This is a genomic window from Peptoniphilus sp. BV3AC2 (assembly GCF_000478945.1).
Lineage (GTDB): Bacteria > Bacillota > Clostridia > Tissierellales > Peptoniphilaceae > Peptoniphilus_B > Peptoniphilus_B duerdenii.
Map to the genome: position 1 here is coordinate 23,264 of NZ_AWXD01000027.1, position 23,209 is coordinate 46,472.

The 23,209-nt window shown below is 36.3% G+C and carries 16 protein-coding genes; 12 read left to right on the forward strand and 4 right to left on the reverse strand.

The window, feature by feature from the left end; genetic code table 11:
- The first annotated feature begins 76 nt into the window (after positions 1-76).
- Genes HMPREF1252_RS06760 through HMPREF1252_RS06770 form a run of 3 tightly spaced genes read left to right on the forward strand, consistent with a single transcriptional unit; the run spans position 77 to position 4,194 of the window.
- The gene (locus HMPREF1252_RS06760) at positions 77-1,825 is read left to right on the forward strand and encodes an ABC transporter ATP-binding protein (RefSeq protein WP_023059956.1); all 1,749 of its coding nucleotides are present in this window, start codon (positions 77-79) and stop codon (positions 1,823-1,825) included.
- A complete protein-coding gene (locus HMPREF1252_RS06765) occupies positions 1,815-3,566 on the forward strand; it encodes an ABC transporter ATP-binding protein (RefSeq protein ID WP_023059976.1) in 1,752 nt (583 codons plus the stop codon). Before HMPREF1252_RS06760 ends, HMPREF1252_RS06765 begins: the two co-directional genes overlap by 11 nt.
- A gap of 16 nt (positions 3,567-3,582) precedes the next feature.
- The gene (locus HMPREF1252_RS06770) at positions 3,583-4,194 is read left to right on the forward strand and encodes a GNAT family N-acetyltransferase (RefSeq protein ID WP_023059985.1); all 612 of its coding nucleotides are present in this window, start codon (positions 3,583-3,585) and stop codon (positions 4,192-4,194) included.
- A 130-nt stretch (positions 4,195-4,324) separates the two neighbouring features.
- On the opposite strand, the gene HMPREF1252_RS06775 is transcribed toward HMPREF1252_RS06770, so the two are convergent.
- A complete protein-coding gene (locus tag HMPREF1252_RS06775; RefSeq protein WP_023059940.1) occupies positions 4,325-4,945 on the reverse strand; it encodes a DUF3841 domain-containing protein in 621 nt (206 codons plus the stop codon).
- 99 nt (positions 4,946-5,044) lie between these two features.
- Between HMPREF1252_RS06775 and HMPREF1252_RS06780 the strand changes: the two genes are divergently transcribed.
- Positions 5,045-5,380: a hypothetical protein gene (locus HMPREF1252_RS06780; protein ID WP_023059964.1), complete on the forward strand. Its 336-nt coding sequence runs from the start codon at positions 5,045-5,047 to the stop codon at positions 5,378-5,380.
- Positions 5,367-6,053: a hypothetical protein gene (locus tag HMPREF1252_RS06785; protein ID WP_023059937.1), complete on the forward strand. Its 687-nt coding sequence runs from the start codon at positions 5,367-5,369 to the stop codon at positions 6,051-6,053. Before HMPREF1252_RS06780 ends, HMPREF1252_RS06785 begins: the two co-directional genes overlap by 14 nt.
- Positions 6,054-6,107: 54 nt before the next feature.
- On the opposite strand, the gene HMPREF1252_RS06790 is transcribed toward HMPREF1252_RS06785, so the two are convergent.
- A complete protein-coding gene (locus HMPREF1252_RS06790) occupies positions 6,108-7,232 on the reverse strand; it encodes a nucleotidyltransferase family protein (RefSeq protein WP_023059951.1) in 1,125 nt (374 codons plus the stop codon).
- Positions 7,233-7,347: 115 nt separating this feature from the next.
- On the opposite strand from HMPREF1252_RS06790, the gene HMPREF1252_RS06795 reads away from it, so the two are divergent.
- The 3 genes from HMPREF1252_RS06795 to HMPREF1252_RS09935 all read left to right on the forward strand — a co-directional run bounded on the left by HMPREF1252_RS06795 (position 7,348) and on the right by HMPREF1252_RS09935 (position 14,328).
- Positions 7,348-8,541, forward strand: a complete 1,194-nt coding sequence (locus tag HMPREF1252_RS06795) for an acetate kinase (protein WP_023059982.1) — start codon at positions 7,348-7,350, stop codon at positions 8,539-8,541.
- A gap of 128 nt (positions 8,542-8,669) precedes the next feature.
- On the forward strand, positions 8,670-9,584 hold the full coding sequence (locus HMPREF1252_RS06800; protein WP_023059954.1) for a diacylglycerol kinase family protein: 915 nt from the start codon (positions 8,670-8,672) through the stop codon (positions 9,582-9,584).
- 232 nt (positions 9,585-9,816) lie between these two features.
- Complete coding sequence (locus tag HMPREF1252_RS09935) at positions 9,817-14,328, forward strand: S-layer homology domain-containing protein (RefSeq protein ID WP_238318194.1); 4,512 nt, start codon at positions 9,817-9,819, stop codon at positions 14,326-14,328.
- A 71-nt stretch (positions 14,329-14,399) separates the two neighbouring features.
- Here HMPREF1252_RS09935 and HMPREF1252_RS06815 read toward each other — a convergent pair whose 3' ends face one another.
- Positions 14,400-15,647, reverse strand: coding sequence for a hemolysin family protein (locus tag HMPREF1252_RS06815; RefSeq protein ID WP_023059986.1), 1,248 nt, complete (start codon positions 15,645-15,647; stop codon positions 14,400-14,402).
- 1,360 nt (positions 15,648-17,007) lie between these two features.
- Entirely contained in the window at positions 17,008-18,837 is a 1,830-nt protein-coding gene (glmS, locus tag HMPREF1252_RS06820) for a glutamine--fructose-6-phosphate transaminase (isomerizing) (protein WP_023059944.1), read from the reverse strand.
- A gap of 249 nt (positions 18,838-19,086) precedes the next feature.
- Between glmS and HMPREF1252_RS06825 the strand changes: the two genes are divergently transcribed.
- From HMPREF1252_RS06825 to HMPREF1252_RS06840, 4 genes are all read left to right on the forward strand, one after another.
- Positions 19,087-19,842 carry a peptidylprolyl isomerase gene (locus tag HMPREF1252_RS06825; protein WP_023059979.1) on the forward strand — a complete coding sequence of 252 codons (756 nt, stop codon included), beginning with the start codon at positions 19,087-19,089 and terminating at the stop codon, positions 19,840-19,842.
- 32 nt (positions 19,843-19,874) lie between these two features.
- The gene (locus HMPREF1252_RS06830; protein ID WP_023059974.1) at positions 19,875-21,206 is read left to right on the forward strand and encodes a GTP pyrophosphokinase family protein; all 1,332 of its coding nucleotides are present in this window, start codon (positions 19,875-19,877) and stop codon (positions 21,204-21,206) included.
- A gap of 1 nt (position 21,207) precedes the next feature.
- Positions 21,208-21,678, forward strand: coding sequence for a peptide-methionine (S)-S-oxide reductase MsrA (gene msrA, locus HMPREF1252_RS06835; protein ID WP_023059948.1), 471 nt, complete (start codon positions 21,208-21,210; stop codon positions 21,676-21,678).
- A 72-nt stretch (positions 21,679-21,750) separates the two neighbouring features.
- The gene (locus HMPREF1252_RS06840; RefSeq protein ID WP_023059963.1) at positions 21,751-23,208 is read left to right on the forward strand and encodes an aminoacyl-histidine dipeptidase; all 1,458 of its coding nucleotides are present in this window, start codon (positions 21,751-21,753) and stop codon (positions 23,206-23,208) included.
- The last annotated feature ends 1 nt before the right edge of the window (position 23,209 follow it).

Below are 23,209 nucleotides of genomic sequence, written 5' to 3' on the forward strand. Positions count from 1 at the left end.
ATTTAACAAACTTGTAACACTACCCAATTTTTCTATATATTATAATAATGATAAATAGTAAAAATTCGGAGGACTTATGTTTAAATTTTACAGAGACGTTAGAGAACATTTTATTAAATACAAAAAAAATTATATACTTGCAGTTATTTGCTTAGCTATCGTTGATTTTATAGCGGTGCTTCCTCCAAAAATCATTTCAAATGTGGCGGATAGGATAAATGCATCTACCCTTGATCTAGATTTTCTTAAGAATAACACCATCTACCTAGTGATCATCACCGTTGGGTCCTACCTAATCGGACTCGTTTGGACGAAAAATCTCTGGGTTACTTCAGACTTTTATGGAAGGGATATTAAAACAAAACTATATAATAAGATTTTAAATTCCACCGGCAGGTTTTTCGAAACCCACACCACTGGGGAGTTGATGACAAACCTAACCTCTGACCAAGGTTTCGTAAGAGACGCAATTAGTTTTGGAGTGCTTGCTCTATTTGAAGGTGCAATCTATCCTTTATTTGTCATTGTAATGATGGTCATGAGTTCAAATCTCAAACTGTCTACCATGTCAATTATTCCGATGCTTTTGATAATTCCAATAATCTACTGCATCTCACAGAAGATTGAGCATCAATACACCTATGTGCAAGAAAAAAACTCAAAAATCAACGATGCGGTCCTTGAAATGGCACAGGGAATCAGGGTGGTAAGAGCTTATAGTGGCGAAGAAAACACTATTTCAAATTTCAAAATTTTAACAGATGATGCTTTTAAAGAAAATATTAAACTAAGTCTTTACGAAAGATCCTACGGACTTTTCGCCAACTTTATTCCTGCTTTTTCTTACTTTATCTGTCTCTACTACGGGGCTGCGATGCTAAAGGACGGAGCCATAACTTTGGGAAATATCGTATCTCTTCAAATCTACCTTGGTATGCTTGTGTGGCCGATGATGGCTATTGCAGAGTTTTTCTCCGCTGTTGCACTGGGAAAAGCTGGTGTGAATAGAATCAACAGCGCCCTAAACTTTGTGGACGATATAACCTATCGTGACGGAGATAAAAGACTCGATAGAATTGAAAAGATAGATTATAGAAATTTAAATTTCAAATATCCAACTAGCGAAGAACTAAATCTTAAAAATATTAATGTGGAAATAAAAAGGGGTATGACCCTTGGAATCGTCGGCAGGACCGGCTCAGGTAAGTCCACCTTTATAAAACAACTCATTCGTGACTATAAATTAGATAGTAAAATGCTATTTATAAATGATATTCCAATCGAAGACTATAAGATGGATGATGTATTTAGAAAGATTGCCTATGTGCCTCAGGAGAGCGTGCTATTCTCCAAATCCATTAGAGAAAACATCCTCTTTGCAAGAAGTGACGCCACAGAAGCTGACCTTGACGAAGCTCTTGAAATCACAGATTTAAAGAGAGATATTAATTCCTTCAACGAAGGGCTTGAAACCTTGGCAGGAGAGAAGGGCATTTCCCTTTCTGGAGGACAGAAACAGAGGATTGCAATTGCAAGGGCGATTATCGCAGATAGGGAACTTCTAATCCTAGACGACTCTCTATCTGCAGTTGACTCAAACACAGAGAAGAAAATCATCTCCCATATAAATAAAAAGAGAATGGGCAGGACCAACATCATCGTCTCCCACAGGCTTAGTGCAGTGGAAAATGCTGATCTAATAATCGTACTAGATCATGGAGAAATCGTTGAGAGAGGTACCCACGAAGAGCTGATGGCTACTGTAGGATGGTATAGCGAGCAGTACAATTACCAAGTGAGTGGAGGAAATAAAAATGAAGACTAATATGAAAAAGACCATGCTCCACTACCTAATGAAGGTAAAATACTATATTTTGATTGGCACAATCCTCATGCCTCTATCAATATATTTTAAGATACAGGCGCCGATAGTAGTGGGAAAAATATTAAATGAACTTCTAAAAGAAGGGGTGGGGATAGTAAACTATCCAGAGTTTTGGAAAGACGTGAAACTATTCCTATACTACCTACTTCTATTTGCAGTTTTGAAATTTGCATCGGAACTAATTCTAGCCTACGGAGCGAATAAATCCGTAGTCTATATTCAAAACGATCTATTCAAAAAAGTTTTGAGATTTCCAGTTAGCTACTTCGACAAAGAGCCAGCAGGCAGTATTTCATCCAGAGTGGGAAATGACCCTGCTCAACTAAAAGAGTTCTTCGAAACGTCGATTTCATATATTATAGTGCCGTTCCTAACCATATTGGCAATTTTATACAAGATAGTAATTCTTGAACCGAGACTTTTGATTCCGCTAATACTACCGATGCCAATCCTAGCAATAGGTAACTACATCTATGCAAAAATCATGAGAGACGCCAGTTTCAAAGTCAGACAGTACGTATCAGAAATCAACTCAACCTTCAACGAAACCATTGGAACCATCGACGTAATTAGAAGTTTCAACGGAAAATATAAGAAGAAGAAAGAGTTTGACAATCTTAACGCAAATGCATTTAAAGAAGATCGTAGGTTGTCGCTTCTTGCAGCTTACCTGGGATTTAACTTTTCAGATACGATGAAAAATTTAACCCTAAGTCTTGTAATAATCTATTTTGGAATTGGAACACTGAGGGGAGAGGACTTCGCAAACGTTGGTATGATTTATATATTTATAAATTACACCACCCAATTTTTCGACAATATCAACAACACCATGATGAGTATCGGAGGCTTCCAAAGATCAATGGCAGCTGCGGAACACGCATTCAATATGTTTGAGGTGGATCTACCTCTGGAAGATTTATCTGACAACGGAATAAATCTAAAAGGAGATGTAGAATTTAAAGACGTGGACTTTTCTTACGTGGAAGGGGAACAGGTGCTTCATAGTCTTTCTGTAAAGGTTGGAGAAGGACAGTCCGTCGGTATCGTCGGAAGAACTGGCGCCGGCAAAAGCTCTCTAATGAACCTGCTATTTAGATTTTACGATCCAGATAGAGGAGAGATCACCATCGGGAGCAAGGACATATGCAAAATGTCCCTTAGAGATTTGAGAAAAAATATGAGTATAGTAATCCAAGATCCATTTCTATTCATGGGAACCATCGAGACAAACGTGTCCTTAAATACTCCAGGCATCGACGAAAAGATGGTGGAAGACGCACTTATAAAAGTGGGGGCATCCGACTTCGTATCCAAACTTGAAAATGGAATAAAAACAACTGTAACTGAAAAAGGGATGACCTACTCCCTTGGAGAAAGACAGCTCATCTCATTTGCGAGGGCTCTCGTTCACAATCCGAAGATCCTGGTACTAGACGAAGCCACAGCGAGCATCGACTCGGAAACGGAAAGTCTAATTCAAAATGCAATCAAAACCATTCAAGAAGGCAGGACCACATTTATCATCGCCCACAGACTTTCAACCATTATGAATTGCGATAAGATAATTGTCCTTGACAAGGGCAGAATCGTTGAAGAAGGAACCCATGAAGAACTTTTGAAACTAAATGGAATCTACAACGAAATGTGGCTAAAATCATTGGAAGAAAAATGTAGTTAAATAAAAAGGGTTAAAAATGAACTTAGAATTTAAAATAAATGGAAAAATTTTAGAAACAGAAAGACTTATCCTTCGACCATTTAAACTAGAAGATTTGGATGATTTCTATGAATACGCATCTGTTCCAGATGTGGGAGAGAGGGCAGGTTGGAAACATCACGAAGACAAGGACGAAAGTCTAATCATCCTAAGTAGATTTTTGGAAAGTGACAAGACCTTTGCCATCGTTCTAAAAGAAAATAAAAAAGTAATCGGCTCTCTAGGTGTAGAAAAATATAATGACGAAGATAAACTTGATGAGTTCAAAGATTATAAAGGAAGAGAGTTGGGATTCGTACTAAGCAAGGACTACTGGGGAGAAGGCATCATGAAAGAAGCGGTGGACAGGGTATGCGAATATCTATTTGACGAAATGGATTTGGATTTTCTCCTCTGCGGACACTTTGAAAAAAACTTACAATCGAGAAGAGTCCAAGAAAAATGTGGGTTTAAACCATATAGAAAACTCATGATCAACACCAGCATGGACACAAAGGAACAAGGATTTTTAAATCTAAAGATAAATCCAAATAAAGATATAAAATTTAAATTTTCTCATCCGGAGACACTTATTTGGGAAGGAAATTAAAATATGAAAAAAGGGAATCCACCAGGGTTCCCTTAATTTTTATAAAAAAATATTTTTCTTTCAAATTTTTAAACTAACAAAATTTTTAAACTAACAAAATTTTTAAAAATTTCAAAACTTACCGGAAAAATCACTTCGCCCAAGTCTCTTCCATATCTTCTACAATCTTGAAGAAATCTTCACCAGGGCGGATAATATGCTTCACCCATTCCTTTTTTATACACCATAAGTTTGCTTGCACCACAAACTCACTTCTGTCAGTGATTTCAAAAATTCTCTGCCAACTGTCCCATATTCTCTTCTTCACATCGTCAAATGCGCCGGTGTACTTCCTGTCGAAGATGTCAAAAGTGTGGGAGAGTCCATAGGATTTTAAAAGACGATCGAAATCCTCCGCGTCCGCAGCATCCTTAGGTATGTACTGATTATTTAAAACCAAATCCCATCTGCCGCCGTCAAAGTATATAACCTCATCCTTAGGCACCCTAATTGCATAGACCACCTCTTTGTCGATGGGCTTTAGACAATTCTTCTTAGAAACGCTGCACCAAATCGGATACTCGGAAATATTATTCCTTGGGACGAATCTTTCTGCCATCTTTACAAAATAATCGTACCTTTCTAGGAAAAACGGAGCGATATCTGCCATATGTAGCTGCACATATAGCTTTTTATTGGTAATGATGCCCTTGCTCTCCAGCTCATAGATACTATTTTCGTGCTGTCTAGTATATAAATTTACAAATTCCATATTATCACCAATTTATTTATACCCGATTGAAATAAAAATTTAAAATCCATTTTATTGAAAAGTTTCCCCTGATAATTTAATATAGATACAGGAGGAAATATGGAACACTTAAAAGAAATAATAGTGACACTTGCAAACGCAAAAATTGTACAAATTATCTTCAAAGGATTTATGACCGTTCTCGTACTAAGCATTTTGGAACAGGCCTATAACAAAAAGCGTTCGTTGATACTTCGTACAATTATAATTGGAATAGCAACTATTGTCTACGCTTTTGTAATCATTGTATGCGCTTTATATGCGGCGACGGCGACAGAGGAAGGAATTCCGAAGAGGATCATCATGGCAGTAATAGCAGTGCTACTATCCATATATTTATACAGTATTATAAAGAAATATTTAAAGAATAGAAAGGAAAACAATGAAGAGTTTTAAGAAAAGCATATTATTCGGAGTGGCGCTTGGAGTTCTCATGGTCGTTACCATCAAGACATTTAAAATCGATCCAGAGCTCGTAAAGAAGAATTATCTCTGGGTTGCAATTACTATAATTGCATTGGTTGCCGGAATAAATCTCGGTTACAACATAATTTACATGAATAAAATGAAGAAGCTTATGCCACTATTTAGTCAAAAAAGATACAAGGATTTTGTAACAGAAGTGGACAAACTTCTCCTAAAGGCGAAGGGCAACTATCTAAGATCAGTTCTAAAAATAAATCAGTCCAGCGCATACATCAACCTAGATGAATTTAACAAGGCGGAGAACGTGCTTAAATCAATAGATATAGGCGGATTGAAGTCCGACGATATCCAAATCATCTACTGGATAAATATGTGCACCTTGAAGTACAACAAAAAGAACTTCGACGGATTTAGAAAATCCTACGAAGAAGGAAAAAAAGTATTTGAAAAGTACAAGGACAACCCTCATTACAGAGAAAATATTATGAGAATCACCATGAACGCAAAAGTCGTAGATAAGAAGTTTGACGAAGCTCAAGAGATTCTAGATAATTTAAAAGAGACATACAAAACAGAAGAACTTAAAAAAGAGTATGACAGATTACAAAAAACTCTCGACGACATAAAAAATAAAAGTAAATAAAAAATAAAAATGGTTATAGAACTCTATAACCAATTTTTTTGCCTAAATTCGCTCCTATTTTATAAAATTTTCCGTAAAATCACGATTCAACTTGCCACCCTTTAGAATTTCGTAGAAGTTTGTAGCCTTCACTTCCGCATCTGAAATTTCACGAATGGAGTCAAAACGCTCCTCACGAATATTTTTAAAATTAACGAGCATGTCTTCTTTCGAATTTTTAATTATTTCAAAACCGGACTCGCTCGCCGCAAGCACCCGTAGATATGGCTTGCCCATATTTCTTCTGATTAAATCTCCATCAAGCCTAAGCACCTTTGATAGGATAATCCTCTTAATCCTCGAGCGGGAATACCTCTTAGAAGTGCAAGATTCTAAGAAATCTTCATAATCTTTATAAATATTTTTAAGGACCAAGTTTTCCATTCCATCTTCGTAGTCAAGATAAGAAGATAAACTTGGATCTTCCACCATCTTAAATCTAAAAATATCGTAGATACTAAACTTATCTTCTCGCAAAAGTTTTAACTCATCCCAAGAAAACTCCGGCATAAATTTAAAACTAGAGTCTATATGATCTCTGATATAGGAAGCAGAAGCGAACTCACCAACAGAAAAGTCATCGTTATATTCCGTACCAACCCTTTTAATCGGGATAAATTTCGTTTCAAGACCACATTTCCTACAAGCTTTTATATATTCCATGGCGAGAATATTGTTTGACTTCTTAAAAGCAGACCTTTCCTTGTCGTTAAAATCGCAGGCACTTTCCATCGCCTTCATATAACTTTCCCCAGAGTTAAGAGAATCTTTTAAAATATCTTCGTCAATCTTATCCACCTTGGAAATAATATTTGTAAGCAAATCAATATCACTTTCACAACCAAAGGCAAGACCATCTGGATTTATATATTTTATAATTCCCACAGCACCTTTAGCGAACACCTCCGCGTTTTGAGTAGAAAATAAAACGGGCAGTTCAATTACAAGATCCACCCCAGATTTTATCGCACATATTGCTCTGCTAAACTTATCTAGAATCGCAGCCTCGCCCCTTTGAACAAATGACGAACTCATAATGACAGCAATCTTCGCCTCGGGATATTTATTTTTTATTTCATTTATTTGATAGAGATGTCCATTATGAAATGGATTGTACTCCGCAATAATTGCAATTAACATAGTATCACCACATTTATTATACTATATAGAGTAGAATTCATAAAAGTAATACTAAATTAGTTAAGATCTAAAATTTATGATATAATAAGAATGATAAAAAATTATGGGAGGTAGTATGAATATACTAGTTATTAACTGCGGAAGTTCTTCACTAAAATACCAACTAATAAATCCAGCAAATGAAGACGTTCTAGCAAAAGGACTCGTAGAGAGAATCGGAATCGAAGGTTCTAGAATCAAACACGAGGCAAAAGATAAAGAAAAACAAGTAATTGAAAAACCACTTAAAGACCACAAAGATGCAATCAATTTAGTAATCGAATGCCTACTAGACAAAGAATACGGAGCGATTAAAGACGTATCTGAAATCGGAGCAGTAGGACATAGAGTAGTACACGGTGGCGAAGACTTCGCAGATTCAGTACTAATCACAGACGAAGTTATGAAGGCAATCGAAAAGAACGTAGACCTAGCACCACTTCACAACCCACCAAACATCATAGGAATCAAAGCCTGCGAAGAAATCATGAAAGACGTGCCACAAGTAGCAGTATTCGACACAGCATTCCATCAAACAATGCCAGGCGAAAACTATATGTACGCAATTCCATACGAATTCTACGAAAAATACAAAATCAGAAGATACGGATTCCACGGAACATCACACAAATATGTAACAGAAAGAACAGCAGAAATCCTAAACATCGACAAGGATAAGCTAAACGTAATCGTGTGCCACCTTGGAAATGGATCTTCAATCTCATGCGTAGAAAATGGAAAATGTAAAGACACTTCAATTGGACTTACACCACTAGAAGGACTAATCATGGGAACTAGATCAGGAAGCATCGACCCAGCAATCGTTACATTCCTAATGGAAAAAGAAAATCTTTCACCACAAGCAATGAACGATATCCTTAACAAGAAATCAGGAGTTCTAGCACTATCAGGAGTATCATCAGACTTCAGAGATATCGAAGACGGAGCCAAAGAAGGCAACGCAAGATGTCAGCTTGCTCTAGATCAATTCGATTCAAAAGTAGCTAAGATCGTAGCATCATACATGACAGAACTAGACCATGTAGACGCTATCGTGTTCACAGCAGGAGTAGGAGAAAACTCAATCTCAAATAGAGAACACATCGCAAAGAAACTTGGAATCTTTGGAATCAAGCTTGACACAGAAAAGAACAACGTAAGAGGAAAAGAAGCTGTAATCTCAGCAGACGATTCAAAAGTAAAACTTCTAGTAGTACCAACCAACGAAGAACTAATGATCGCAAGAGATACAGACAGAATTGCAAAATAAATTATAAATTAAGAGCCGCAAGGCTCTTTTTTTATGTAGGAAGTAAAATTAAATCTATGTTATAATTAGTTCATGTATTTCGCTAAAATAGTAGAAATAATTGAACTACGGAGGATACTCCCGCGAAGATGAAATATTTATTTATATATAGCACCAAAGCAGGAAAGAATGATTTCCATAAATTCCATTTAAAGATCAAAGAATTTTTCACAGAGAATAATTTAATAAGAGACTGCCAATTTGTCTTTACAGAAGATGAAAACCACGCTAAGAGAGCAGCGAAAGAATTTGCCCGAGAAAACAACGAGGGAATAGTCTATGCCTGCGGAGGAGACGGAACCCTATGTGAAATAGCAAATGTACTTAAAAATACAGACATAGCCCTAGGACTCATCCCCATGGGAACGGCAAATGACTTTTCAAAAATATTTGAATACGAAAAATTCACCCTAGAAAATTTAATAGATCCGAAAATAAAGAAGATCGACACCATAGAGATAAATGACACCCACACATCTATAAATATCGCATCTACAGGACTCGATGCACAAGTCTTGGAATACGCAAGGGAATATGCAAAGAAATATAAATTCTTAGGCAAGAGAATCTACGACCTTGCAACCTTAAAGGTACTATTTAACAATAAGGGACAATATCTAAAGATGACCATAGATGACAAGAAAGTAGAGGGACACTACACCCTCTGTGCATTTTGCAATGGCTCCTACTACGGAGGAGGATTCAATCCAGCGCCAAATAGTATCTTAAACGATGGTAAAATGGAAATAGTCTTGGCAGAATACTTAACAGTCCCAGAAATTATAAGACTAATACCAAAATATAAAAAAGGTGAAATATTTTGCGAAGACAAAATCAAAACCTTTAGAGCAGAAAAAGTAAAGATCGAACTAAAAGAAGAAATAAACCTAAACATAGACGGAGAACTCCTAAAGGATAGAGAATTTGATTTGAAAATAAATAGAGAAAATTTAAATCTCGCAATCCTCGCAGAATTAAAAAATAAAGAGCAAATAATAGAATAAAATAATGAGAAATTTAAGAGCCAGGTGGCTCTTTTTTAATTGATAAAAAATACACAGGATAAAAATATAAAAAGCAATATTAAACTATGGTTACAAAATCTAAAAAAACTTGATAAAATAGCATAAATTGGGTATCATTTAAGTGTTAGATAGGTACAGTAAATCTGTACTAGTAATTAATATCTCTGTCAAATAGAAGATAAAGATAAAGAAGGAAGAGAAGGGAAATAAAATGAGAGAACAAACAAACAAAATACTCAAGACGCTCTGTGTTTATATGCTAGTCATCTCCATGATGCTATCCAGCTTGGTAGGTTCATGGGACGTAATGGCAGCAACAATACCTGAACCGACTGTTAATCCTGTGTTAATTGGTGACACAACGATTTCAGGAGGCAATGTATACAAAACTAAAGTTCAAGTTGGTAAAAAGAAACAGATTGTAATAGCAACAGTCCATGTAACATTAAAAGCTAAAGATGGTACTGTTAAAGCAACTTTTTCCGAGGCATCTATAAGTTCAAAAAACTGGTCAGTAAGTCTACCTAGTGGAGCTAAACCTGAAGATAACATTGAAGTTGCAGAAGGAGATACAGTTACTGTCTACCAACAACTTGGTGAAGATAAGTCACCGGAGGTAAATGTAACTGCACAACCATCTAAGGCATCTTCAGTTACTCTTACAATGCCGAGTGGAGAAATCTGGATTGAAAAAACAAACGCCAACCTTGTAAATCAAGATGAAAATGCAGAAGCTGTTCAATTGTTGAAAGATGTAAATTCAACAATAGTTAATGATATTAAATCAATTAAGTTTACTATTGATGGCATTAACCATGCTTATTATGAAGTAACTTATACAGACGGATCAACATCAGGCAAAGTTGAAGCTACTGACCTAAAAATCAAACAGGTAACAGAAACATCTGCCGCTCCAACAATAGAAAAAGTTCAAGTAACAGACGGACAGATTATCGTCACACTTGCTAAAGAGGTTGCTACAGGTACGAAATTTTATTTTATTAAAAACTTCACAGATGGAGAGGACAAGAAATTTTGTCAAAATGGAAATTGTAAAGCAGATAAGTCTAATCCAAAAGAAATTTCTCAAGCAATATCTATTGATGGCAAAAAAGTTACTTTCCCAGTCAAAGATGACGATTTAAAACTCGGAAGAGAGTTCGGTATCATTGTTAAAGAGCCACATAAATTCCGTTCTTGCGCGATGAAAGAGCCGGTAGTAACAACACCTGCCGCCAAAGTCGCCGTGAGAGATCCTCACAAATTAACTGATGACGATAAAAAAGCCATAGATAAAGCTATTCGAGATGCCAATACGGTAAATGGCGTATCTAAATTACCAGATGGAACTGGATTTATAACCGATCCTGCGTTTATCGAGTTCGATAAAGACGGAAACGTTACAATAATTAGTCCTAATGATGTGGAATCTAATGATTGGGATAGTAACGGCAATCCGATTTACGAAAAAAATACTGATGGAACCTATAAAGTAAAAGCAGAATCCAAAGTCTATGAAATCCCAGCCAAAGACCTTTTAAAAAACCTTAAACCGGACGCACCTACGGTTGCGTTAAGTGGAGATAAGAAAAACATCACAATCACTCCAAATGAAAAAGATACAGATGCGAGCAGTATTTCTGTGTCCTACACAGGAAAAGATGGTAGCCCAAAAACAACTACAGCGACAAAAGCTGATGATGGAACTTGGTCTATCACTGAAGGCGAAGGTTCCGTCGATAAAAATGGCGTTGTAACCCTTCCTAAAGACAAGGTAAAAGGCGATACAACAGTAACAGCTACAGTAACAGATAAGGGTGGGGTAGCAGATGACGATAAAACACCACTTACTTCAGAACCTGGAACTTTAACTGTAAAAGAAACAAAAGCTGACAAAGTTGAAGCCCTTGGTGGTCTCGACCCGGTAGTTTTGAAAAAATGGGTTAAAGATACAGTTGACTGGAAAGACGGCGTAAAAGCTAAAGATTCAGCAACAGAAGAAAACAAAGGTAAAATAAATGAGCTTCTTAAAGAAGCAAAATTTGAAGATGTAACTGAAGAAAAAAGAAGTACATCTAATGAAGGTGACTTCGAAGGTAAAATTAAAATTACTTTTGATGATAAGTCAGAACTTGTAGTTGAAAAACAAATCCTATACGTTAGTAACCATGTAACTAGCGTGGAAAGAAAAGATAAGGTTCCGGCTGATGCAGTTGATGTTGAGTTCAAACTAGGTGAAGGGACAAGAGTCGACAATACAGATGGTACTGCAATTGAAGGTAATAAGGATAACCCTGTATCTTATCAAAAATACATGGTTAAACCACAAACTAACCTAAAAGAATATAAACATCAAACCTTAAATGAAACTTATTACAATTTAATAAATTCAAAAGTAAAAGCAATAGATAAATATACAGAACCAGTTTGGAATGGCGAAAATGGTTCAGTTACAGAAAACTTTATTATAACTGACTCAAACAAAGTTTTTACAGCAAAAGCAACAAAGACATATGACATAACTTTTGATGCAAATACTGGCGGTGGAACGAAAGATAAGGTAACTCAAAAAGTAAATACAGAATATGTATTACCAGCAGCAAATACGTTTACAGCTCCAGAAAACAAACAATTTTCAGGTTGGCAAGTTGGAGAAGACACAACATTAAAACAACCAGGTGCAAAAATAAAAATTACCGGAGATACAGTAGTAAAAGCTATTTGGAAGCCAATCGAATTCAAGGTGAAATTCCAAACAGAAGCCGGTGCAAGTGGAACAATGGAAGATAAAACTGTAAACAAAGGCAGCAAATATGAACTTCCAAAACCTACATTCACACCAGAAAAAGGCAAAGAATTTGCCGGTTGGAAAATTGAAGGACAAGATGGAGTTAAAAAAGTCGGGGATAAAATAGATATCACAGGCGACGTAACACTAACAGCAACATGGAAAGACATTGAATACAAAGTAACCTTCAATGGAACAGAAGGAAAAGGATCAATGCCAGAAAAGCTAGTTAAAAAAGGTGAAAAATATACATTACCAGAAAACGGCTTTGAAGCACCAAAAGACAAAGTATTTGATGGCTGGATGGTAGGCACAGAAAAGAAATCTGCTGGAGAAACAATCACAGTAAATGGCGACACAGAAGTAAAAGCCGTATGGACAGATAAACCAGCAAAAGTTGAATTTAATGTAACTTTTGATGGAAATGGTGGCACTGGCAGTATGGTCCAAAAAACTGTTGAAAAGGATAAAAAATATATTCTACCATCAAATGGATTTACAGCTCCAGAAGGCAAAGAATTTGATGGCTGGATGATAAGTAATGAAAAGAAATCTGTTGGAGACGAGATAACAGTTACAGATAATATAACTGTAGTAGCTCAATGGAAAGATAAAACTACAACACCAAATCCACCTCAAAATGTAAAAAATCCTAGTATTTCAGTTGATCTTAATGGCAATTTAGTTATTAATCCTCCAACTGAAGGAGAAGTAACATCTGTAACTGTAAATTATCAAGATCCTAGTGGAAATCAAAAAACGGCAACAGCAGCAAAGAGTTCTGATGTTTGGAATTCAACTAAAGCTGAAAATGGAGAAACTGTAAATAAAACTTCTGGTGTAATAACAATTCCAAGAGGTAATTATAAATTAGGTGAACCAGTAACAGCAGTTGCAAATAATAAACAAGCAGAATCTGGACAAGCAACTGAAACACCAGTTGAAGTAAAACTTGAAAAGAACGATGGAAGTAATAATGAAAGCAATTCAATTGTAATTAAGAACCAATTCTATGTTTTACCTGCAATTTATGAACTTCCAGAATATATGTACACTGCACCTGAAGGAAAAGAATTTGATGGATGGGAAGTTGGCGGTGTTAAACAGGCTCCTGGAACAAGAATTCAAATTACTAAAAACACTGTTCTAAAAGCTATTTGGAAAGAAAAGGGACAAGATTCTAACCCTCAACCAAATCAACCTGTTCCACAAGTGGATTCTTACAATCCATGGTGGCCAATTTGGTTCGGATCAAGCGAAGTTAAACCAGCTACACCTGCTGAACCTAAAGTAGAATACGAAAGAGGACTACACCGCAAGTATCTATACGGATACAAGGATCACACTGTTCGTCCAGAAGGACTTATCACTAGAGCAGAGGCTGCAGCGTTAATCGCAAGACTTGCTGAACTTGATATGTCTAACAACATGAAACCTAACTTCAAGGACACTAAGTCTGCATGGTACAACACAGCTATAAATGCTGTTGTTGCGAAGAATTTGATGTTCGCAGACAAAGATGGAGATTTCCGTCCAAACGAACCTATAACTCGTGGAGAATTTGCAAGAGCACTATTCTTCATCGACAAGAAGAATGATAAGGTAGCTCCTTTTGCAGATGTAAAAGGTCACGTTTACGAAGAAGCGATTAACCAAGCTTATGGCAACGACCGTATAAAAGGTTATCCAGATGGAACTTTCAAACCAGATGCTACTATTACAAGAGCAGAAGCTGCAACAATTCTAAATAATTATGCAGATCGTAATGTAACATTCAAGGGAATGGTTGAAGTTCATAAAGACGTAGTTAAGTTCACAGACATAAACGAAAGTCACTGGGCTTACTATGAAATTATGGAAGCAGCTAACACTCATGAATATCAAAGAGAAAAGGGAACTATTCCTGAAACTTGGTTAGAAATTCTAAAAAAATAACAATTAAGAGCCGAAAGGCTCTTTTTTAGTAAAATTTTGCAAACAAAAACTCGGAGTCTACCCGAGTTATTTTAATTCTTTTTATTTGTTAAATCGACGATTACTTTGTCGATTCTATTCTTAGATACTTCTTCTATGTGGAAGTTTATTCCGTCTATTTCAATATTTTCTCCCTTTTTAGGGAATCTGTCGATCTTCTCGATTATGATTCCTCCGACAGAGTCGAACTCATCGGAGCTAAGGTTCGTATCGAGCACATGGTTTAGATCTTCGTAGTTCGTTGAACCATCTACCAGGTACCTTTTGTTGGAGAGTTTTATTATGTCCATATCTTCTTCTTCGTCGTACTCGTCGTTTATTTCTCCGACGATTTTTTCCAAGATGTCTTCGATGGTTATCATACCTTCGGTGCCGCCGTATTCATCGCTTACTATGGAAACGGAAATCTTTTTGTGACGCATCTCTGTAAATAAACTAGAAACTGGTTTGTATTCGTAGGTAAAGTTTGCCTCCCGTAAGATATCCTTGTTGTCACGAAGGGTTCCGACGAAGTCCACTGCAAATAGATCCTTTACATATAGGGTGCCGACGATGTTGTCAAGATCCTCGTCATAGACAGGTATTCTAGAGAAATATTCTTCTTTAATAATATTTTTGATATCGTCGTAGGTTGCATCGAGGGAAAGGCTCACGATGTCGGTACGAGGAGTCATGATGTCCTTTGCAAAACAGTCCTTAAATCCCATGACATTTTCTATGATTCCCACTTCAGATTTGTCGATGATGCCTTCTTCCATTGATAGGCTGACGAAATCTTTTAGCTCTTCTTCGGTGATTAGAGGTTCGCTGACCTTGCCCACCTTGGTGATGGTAAGTATTAGTCTTGATATGGCTTCGATAAATAGAACCATAGGTCTTAGAAGTATATTTGAAACTTTTATAAACTTGGCGTTTTTTCTAAGGATCTTCTCAACTGATTGTCTGCCAAGACGCTTAGGAAGTGACTCTCCCATGACGATGACACAGATTATTGAAATGAGAGCACCTAAGAATTCGTAGTATTTTCCGAAATGGTTAAAAAAATAAACAGACAGAGATAAAACGCCGATACCATTTGCAAAGTAGTCACCGATTAAAATGGTGGAGTAGGTCTTTGCGTCGGATTTTATATTCTCCCAAAACTTGGTATTGATACCATCTTGTTCCATGTTTTTCAGTTTGGAACTGGTCAGGTTCAGTAGGGCGTTTTCGATCAGTGTATATTTATAAGAAAAATATATCGATATTAAAAATAAAATTATATATATAAAATCTTCCATTAACTTGTAATTCTCCATTAATTCTTTTTCTCTATTATATAGTTATTTAATAAAAAAGTCTATTGATGTGTGTATTTTGTTGCGACGTCAAATGTATATGATTAGTTTGTAGCGGAAATAATTTGGTTGTCAAGACTAGGTCCTCAGAGGTTATACCCGTTCGACTCCAGAGCCTAGCGGCTCTTTCGCTCAGAGTGACGACCACCTATAAATTTTATTTAAAAGGATAACCAAAAGGAACACAGTCACCCTGAGCGAAGACGGTTGAGGCTTGACAAAACCGTCGCAGTCGAACGGGTATAACCATGGAGATGTAAAGTTTGGATGATTACTTTGTAGCGGAAGAATCTTTCCATTAAACTTATTATAGAATTATCATAACTCAGACGAAGGCGTGGTTAACACTATTTTTAAGTAAACTTTGTAGCGGAAGCATTTTGCTTCCATAGCCAAGAGGCTCTATTTGAATAACACTAAAGGAACACAGTTACCCTGAGCGAACGAAGTGAGTCGAACGGGTATAAGCTGTATTTAGCCAAGTCAAGGCAAATGAAAAGTTTCAAAGATTATAAAAAATAAATGTAAATAAATATCCTACACTTCTTTAAACCTTATTCTTTCTTCTTCAAATCTTTTTTTACGAGGGAGAGGGAGGGAATTAACGTCTCTCGAAAAAACCTACGGTTTTCTCTTCGAGACTCGCAGTTTCCTCCCTTCTCCCTCGAGCTCCCTCTTCCCACCTCGCATTGGGGAGGTTTTGGTAGTGATTTTTTTTATCCGGCTAAAATTTTCCAAACTCGCTACGCTCAGACAGTGGAAAATTTCTTAACGCCGAAAGCAAAAATCACCTGTGGTGGCAATGGCTCTCTCTGAAAAAGGCTTGTGATTAAGGATTCTATGGGGTAGGTAGGAGGAAAGTTTTGTCTCTGAAGTTTTATATAAAATTTAGGAATGTTTTATTTTCGTAGCGGAAGCATTTTGCTTCCATAGCCGAGAAACTTTGCACGAATAAACTCTATTGATTAAAAGAATTTCAAAAGGTTTATCCTTATGTATTGTCATCCTGAGCGGAAAAGGCATAGCCTTTGAAGGCGAAGGATCTCTCCACTGGTAGGATTGGATTATTGATGTGGTTGACATGTTTATCGCTCGATATGTGTTAATCATCGTTATAGTTTAAAAACTTTACGCCTTCGGCTGTGGAACCTAGAAGGTTCCGCTACAGGTTTTACATATAAGGATTGGTTACTCCACGGCTACGCCTGAGTAAAAAGAATTTAGCTCCTAAGCTAGTAGAAAAAGATTATTTCCCACACAAAAACAAAAAATAGTGAGGATACCCTCACTAAATTTTTTAACTTTATTCAACTGTTACGGATTTTGCCAAGTTCCTTGGTCTATCTACATCGATTCCTTTTGCTACTGATGTGTAGTATGCGAGTAGTTGCATTGGGATTGCTGTTAGTATTGGCATTAGTATATCCATATTTTCTGGTAGGATTACTACTTTTCTGCAGGTTGTTTTTAACATTTCTAAATCGTCATCGATTCCTATTCCGTACACCCATCCTCCTCTTGCGGAGATTTCTTTGATATTTGACTGAGTCTTTGGTAGGAGTTCTTTATTTCCTGCGATTGCAAATGCTGGTGTCTTGTCTTCTATTAATGCAAGGGATCCGTGTTTTAGTTCTCCTGCTGGGAATGCTTCTACATGGATGTAGGTGACTTCTTTTAGTTTTAGTGCTCCTTCTTTTGCTGATAGGTAGTCGATGCCTCGTCCTATATAGAATGATGATTCTGCGTCTTTTATTTCTTTTGCGATTTCTTCTATTGTGCTGTGATCTTTTAAGATTTCTGTTATTTGTTCTGGTACTTCTTTTAGATTTTTTATTACTTCTCTTACTTCTTCTTCTGTCATCTTGCCGGTTTTGTATGCGAAGTCTAGTGCCAAGAAGTATAGTGCTACTAGTTGTGTTGTGTAAGCCTTTGTAGATGCTACTGAAACTTCTGGTCCTGCGTAGCAGTAAATAGTCTTGTCTGATTCTCTATCGATGGATGAGCCTACTACGTTTGTGATTGATAGTACTTTTGCTCCTCTTTTCTTGGCTTCTTTTATTGCTGCCAATGTGTCTGCTGTTTCTCCTGATTGAGATACTACGATTAGAAGCGAATTTTCATCTATAAATGGATTTTGGTATCTAAATTCTGATGCGATTTCTGCATATACTGGGCGTTTTGCAAACTTTTCGATTGCAAATTTACCTACTTCTCCTGCATGGTGTGCTGTTCCGCATGCTACTACGTAGATGGTTGAGAATTTTTCTATTTCTTCTTTGGTAAATCCATTTTCTAAGTTTATAAATCCATCTTTTACTCTTAGAGAGATAGCTTCTTTTATTACTCTAGGTTGTTCGTTTATCTCCTTGATCATGAAGTGGTCATAACCTTCTTTGGTTGCCTTTTCGTAGTTCCAGTCGATAATCTTTACTTCTCTTTCTACTTCCTTGTCATTTTTGTCAAAGATTTTATATTCTTTTTTGTTTGAATATACTAAATCTCCTGATTCTAGGAAGATTACTTTCTTTGTGTATTCGATGATGGATGTGATGTCTGATGCTACGATGATGCCGTCTTCTGTAAGTCCTGCGATTAGGGGTGCATCATGACGCATAGCTATTAGTGTATCTGGATCGTGGTTGGATAGGATTCCAATTGCATAGGATCCTTCAAGCATCTTTCTTACCTTTAGGACTGTATCCAAAAGATTATTTTCATAGTATTTTGCAATTATTCCTGCTACTACTTCTGTATCTGTGTCTGATTTAAATTTGTAACCGTCATTTAGCAGTTCTTCTTTTAAATCCATGTAGTTTTCGATTATTCCGTTGTGTACTACTGAAATTACTCCATCCATGGATACATGTGGATGGGCGTTTTCATCCGTTGGGACACCGTGGGTTGCCCATCTTGTGTGTCCGATTCCTGTTGTAGGTACATATTTTAAATTTCTATTTTTTATTTCATTTTCAAGTACATTTAGTCTTCCTGCTTTTTTTATGGTTTCTATTTTTCCGTCATGAATGACTGAGATACCAGCAGAGTCATAACCTCTGTACTCTAATTTTTCTAATCCATTAACAATTATGTCTAATGCATTTTGTTTTCCGTCATAGCAAACAATTCCGCACATAATTACCTCCGATAAATTTACTCGGCCCCACTTTGCCAATTTTGTTTTGCGATTACTCGCATATTTGTATGGCACTTAGGCTGTGGTACCTTTGAGACATCCGCCGAATTTTCGATGATCTCACTCCTCGTCAACCAAAAAGGTTCTGGCGCTTCAAGATTTTTGCCTGTTAAATTATTTTACCACAAAAGCTTCGTATCTTGAAGAGTTTTGCTATAAATGATAGAATATTCACATATAGGAGGTAACATGAATAAAGAAATTTTAGCAAAAGTAAACGATAGAGAAATAACAAACGAAGACTTAAATATATTTTTATCCCAACTAGATCCAAATACGAGAATGTACTTTACTCAAAACAATATGATGGATCAAGTTGTAGATGAGCTCATTTACCAAGAGATGATCTACATGGAAGCTATCGAAAAGGAAATGGACAAGGACGAAGATTTTGTAAAAGTATTGGAAAAGACAAAGGAAACTCTTTTAAAATCCTATGCTCTTGGAAAATTATTAGAAACTGTTGAGATAACCGACGAAGATCTAAAGAATTACTACGATAATCACAAGGACAATTTCAAGAACAACGCTTCTGTAGAAGCTTCACATATCTTAGTTGAAGATGAATCTGTCGCTAAGGAAATCAAAGAAAAATTAAATAATGGAGCAGATTTCAAAGAACTTGCAAAAGAATATTCAAACTGTCCATCTAAAGAAAATGGTGGCAATCTAGGCGTGTTCACAAAGGGTCAAATGGTAAAAGAATTTGAAGATGCTGCTTTTAACATGGGAGTAGGAGAAATTTCTGATCCTGTTAAGACTCAGTTTGGATACCACATCATAAAAGTTACAAACAAGAACGACGAATCCGTAAGAACTTTTGAAGAAGCTAAACCGGACATCGAAAGACTTGTAAGAAGAGAAAAAGAAAAAGATCTTTATAAACACACTGTAGAAAGACTATACAAAAAATACAATGTTACTAAAAACTCAAAGGGCAACTAAGCCCTTTGGGTATATAGTAAGCGGAGGAGTATATGAAACTACAACTTTTTAATTTTATAGATGAAACTCTTTCTTGCTTAGGAAAGAACTACGATCTTTTGCTAGATGCCTCTAGAGATATTTCAAATTTCTTTAGAAAAGAATTTCAAGAGGAAGAGGGATTTGTAAATATTTCTTACAGAGTTAAAAGTAGATCCTCTGTAAAAGAGAAAATCGTCAGAAATAATTATTATCTAGACAGGATGTCTCCGGAAGAAACACTTCTAGAGATGCAGGATTTAATCGGTATTAGAATCGAATGTAGATTCAACAAAGATGAAGTGGATATCTTTAATAAGATTAAGGAAATTTTCTGTGTCTACATAGATAATGACTACAATACCAATAATATTGATAGAAGAATCCTACTTAAACTCTCAGACAAACAGCCGATGACTCAAAAAAACGGCTTTAGAATTTACAAGATTGACGGACTTTTCAAGACTAAAAGTGGTAGAAACCTACGCTTTGAACTTCAAGTTAAGTCAATAGTCAACGTATTCTGGGGAGAAATCGACCACAAGGTCCTATATAAAAATTACAACTACATGATCACTGAAAATTTCTTCAGGGATATTTTAGGTTCCATAAGGACGAACCTAATCATGATTGATACTCAGCTTATGCTTCTTTACAACCACGTGGAAAGTATGGATGCTCAAAATTATGAAGACAACAAGAAGCAACTTAAAATACTTCTATCTAAGATTATCCACGACGTGTTTAACACAAAGGTGAGAGAAGAGCTGGGAATAGTTATAAATTTTAAAAATAACACTGATGTAATCGTAGACTACCTATTTATGAAGTGCGTAAAACAGAAGGAACTCTCCTATGGAGATCAGTTTATAAAACTTCTAAATAGAATCACATCTATTTCCAATATGGAAATGGATCTAGAAAGCTACATTACCTTCGACAGACCGCCTACATATGTGGACAGTTTCACCAGATCCGTAGGGGAAAGTCTAATAAATGTTATAAACGAAGATCTCTTCTGGAATATGTTTTTCAAAATCATATTCATAATAGAAGAAGGATCAAACGCAGAAAGTTTCGAAGAATTTTTATATTTCTTGAGATATAAATTTTCTCTCGTATTCATAGATGTATTTAAAGATAAGGACATCGACTACAATATCCAAAGACAAGTGGAAGATATACTTCTTAAAAAGGTTGCAGACAATTTCGCTGAGAACCTATCAGTTGAATATATCTTAGATTTAAGTCCAAAGTATATTGAAGATACCATTGAAAGTGTGGAAGATATACTTGAAAAGAATGACATGGATGAAGCGATAGATGCCCTAAAGGAAGTGAAATAAGATGAAAGAAATCTACCTAGCAGGAGGATGTTTCTGGGGAGTAGAAGCCTACTACAAGAGAATGAACGGAGTGGAAGACACAGAAGTTGGTTACGCCAACTCCAGAATGGAAAACCCAAGTTACAAAGAAGTCTGCACCGGCAGAACAGACGCTGCAGAAACGGTGAAGATTATATATGACGAAGAAAAGATAACTTTGGAAGAGATTTTAAAAGCACTCTTTAAAGTAATCGACCCAACACTTATAAATAGACAGGGACCGGACATAGGAAGTCAATACAGGTCTGGAATCTACTACACTGATGATGGCGATAGAGAAATCATAGAAGACTTTATAGAAAAAGTAAAGGGCGACTACAAGATGCCCATAGCAACAGAGGTTATGAAGCTTGAAAATTTCTATGAAGCGGAAGACTATCACCAAGATTACCTGGACAAAAATCCAGACGGCTATTGTCATATAAAGCTTTAGAAAAATAAATTATACAAAGTAGGTGAATAGTGACTTACTTTAGAGTATAATTAAATAGAAGGGGGAGTATTTTTGTCAAAACTAAAACACTTAGAACCTGCAAAACTCTTCTATTACTTTGAAGAAATTACTAAAATACCTAGATGTTCTATGCATGAAGAACAGATAGCAGATTATTTATGTAAATTTGCAAAGGATAGAGATCTAGAACACTATAGAGACTCGGCAAACAATGTAATCATTGTGAAGAAACCATCTCCTGGATACGAAGATGTGGAGCCGATCATTTTGCAAGGCCATATGGACATGGTCTGTGAAAAAATATTTGAAAGCAAACACGATTTTTCAAAAGATCCTATAGATTTTATAGTCGATAGGGACCTAATCATAGCTAAAGAAACCACCCTTGGAGCAGATAATGGGGTAGCAGTCGCAATGATGCTTGCCCTACTTGACGAAGAAAACTTACAAAATCCAAGGCTCGAATGTCTCTTCACCACCAACGAAGAGTCTGGCATGACCGGCGCAAGAAATTTGGATAGCAGTCCACTTACAGCGAAAAGACTTATTAATCTTGACTCTGAAGAAGAAGGAGTGGCTACAGTTGCCTGTGCAGGAGGTCAAAGATCACTATTAATTTACAAGATTGAAAGGGAAGAATTCAAAGATACAAGAGATTTCTACGAACTTTCAATCAGCGGACTTAAAGGCGGTCATAGTGGCACAAGCATCGACAAAGGCTATGCCAATGCTATTGTGAGACTTGCAAGGGCTCTATACAGATTAAATGAAAAATTCGATATCAAACTAATTTCCATAAATGGCGGAGTAAAAGAAAATGCAATTCCTAGAAGAGCATCTGCAAAACTTGCCATAAAACCGGAAGATTTAAACGAAGTAAGACTTCTTATAATCAGACTTAATGCAGAATATGTAAAGGAACTTGGTAAAATTGATCCAGATGTAAGGCTCAACTTCGAAGCTTCACAAGAGGAAAAATACCATTACAAAGACGAACTAAAAGACAAAGTCATCTCAGTTCTAAATGTAATTCCAAACGGAGTCTTAACATTCTCAAAAGATATTCCTGGACTTGTGGAATCTAGCTCAAACCTAGGAGTAATAAGAGAAGAAAATGACGAACTTACGATCATCTCTACCCTTAGATCATCTAGAGGAAGTCTAAAAGAATTTCTATCAGACAAGAATAAGATACTTGCAGAAGCATTTGGAGCAGAATATAAAGTCGTATCCAGCTATCCAGAATGGCAATATGAAGACCATTCGGAAGTGAGAGATCTAGTTGCAGATTCATATTTAAAATTATTCAACAAAAACATTGAATTCTATGCAATCCACGGCGGTCTCGAATGTGCGATATTTAAAGAAACTATAGGTAGTATAGACATGGTATCCATAGGACCTAGCATGTCAGGGATACACGCTCCTGGAGAAAGTCTCTCCATCAGCTCAACAAAGAGAGTATATGAACTTTTAAAAGAAGTTTTAAAAAATACAAAAGATAAATAGG

Excerpts from the sequence above, each read along its gene's own strand:
- HMPREF1252_RS06780 (WP_023059964.1), top strand. The coding sequence starts at position 5,045 with ATGGAACACTTAAAAGAAATAATAGTGACACTTGCAAACGCAAAAATT.
- msrA (WP_023059948.1), top strand. The coding sequence starts at position 21,208 with ATGAAAGAAATCTACCTAGCAGGAGGATGTTTCTGGGGAGTAGAAGCC.
- HMPREF1252_RS06765 (WP_023059976.1), top strand. The coding sequence starts at position 1,815 with ATGAAGACTAATATGAAAAAGACCATGCTCCACTACCTAATGAAGGTA.
- glmS (WP_023059944.1), bottom strand. The coding sequence starts at position 18,837 with ATGTGCGGAATTGTTTGCTATGACGGAAAACAAAATGCATTAGACATA.
- HMPREF1252_RS06760 (WP_023059956.1), top strand. The coding sequence starts at position 77 with ATGTTTAAATTTTACAGAGACGTTAGAGAACATTTTATTAAATACAAA.
- HMPREF1252_RS06790 (WP_023059951.1), bottom strand. The coding sequence starts at position 7,232 with ATGTTAATTGCAATTATTGCGGAGTACAATCCATTTCATAATGGACAT.
- HMPREF1252_RS06815 (WP_023059986.1), bottom strand. The coding sequence starts at position 15,647 with ATGGAAGATTTTATATATATAATTTTATTTTTAATATCGATATATTTT.
- HMPREF1252_RS06795 (WP_023059982.1), top strand. The coding sequence starts at position 7,348 with ATGAATATACTAGTTATTAACTGCGGAAGTTCTTCACTAAAATACCAA.
- HMPREF1252_RS06775 (WP_023059940.1), bottom strand. The coding sequence starts at position 4,945 with ATGGAATTTGTAAATTTATATACTAGACAGCACGAAAATAGTATCTAT.
- HMPREF1252_RS06830 (WP_023059974.1), top strand. The coding sequence starts at position 19,875 with ATGAAACTACAACTTTTTAATTTTATAGATGAAACTCTTTCTTGCTTA.
- HMPREF1252_RS06825 (WP_023059979.1), top strand. The coding sequence starts at position 19,087 with ATGAATAAAGAAATTTTAGCAAAAGTAAACGATAGAGAAATAACAAAC.
- HMPREF1252_RS06800 (WP_023059954.1), top strand. The coding sequence starts at position 8,670 with ATGAAATATTTATTTATATATAGCACCAAAGCAGGAAAGAATGATTTC.
- HMPREF1252_RS06785 (WP_023059937.1), top strand. The coding sequence starts at position 5,367 with ATGAAGAGTTTTAAGAAAAGCATATTATTCGGAGTGGCGCTTGGAGTT.
- HMPREF1252_RS06770 (WP_023059985.1), top strand. The coding sequence starts at position 3,583 with ATGAACTTAGAATTTAAAATAAATGGAAAAATTTTAGAAACAGAAAGA.
- HMPREF1252_RS09935 (WP_238318194.1), top strand. The coding sequence starts at position 9,817 with ATGAGAGAACAAACAAACAAAATACTCAAGACGCTCTGTGTTTATATG.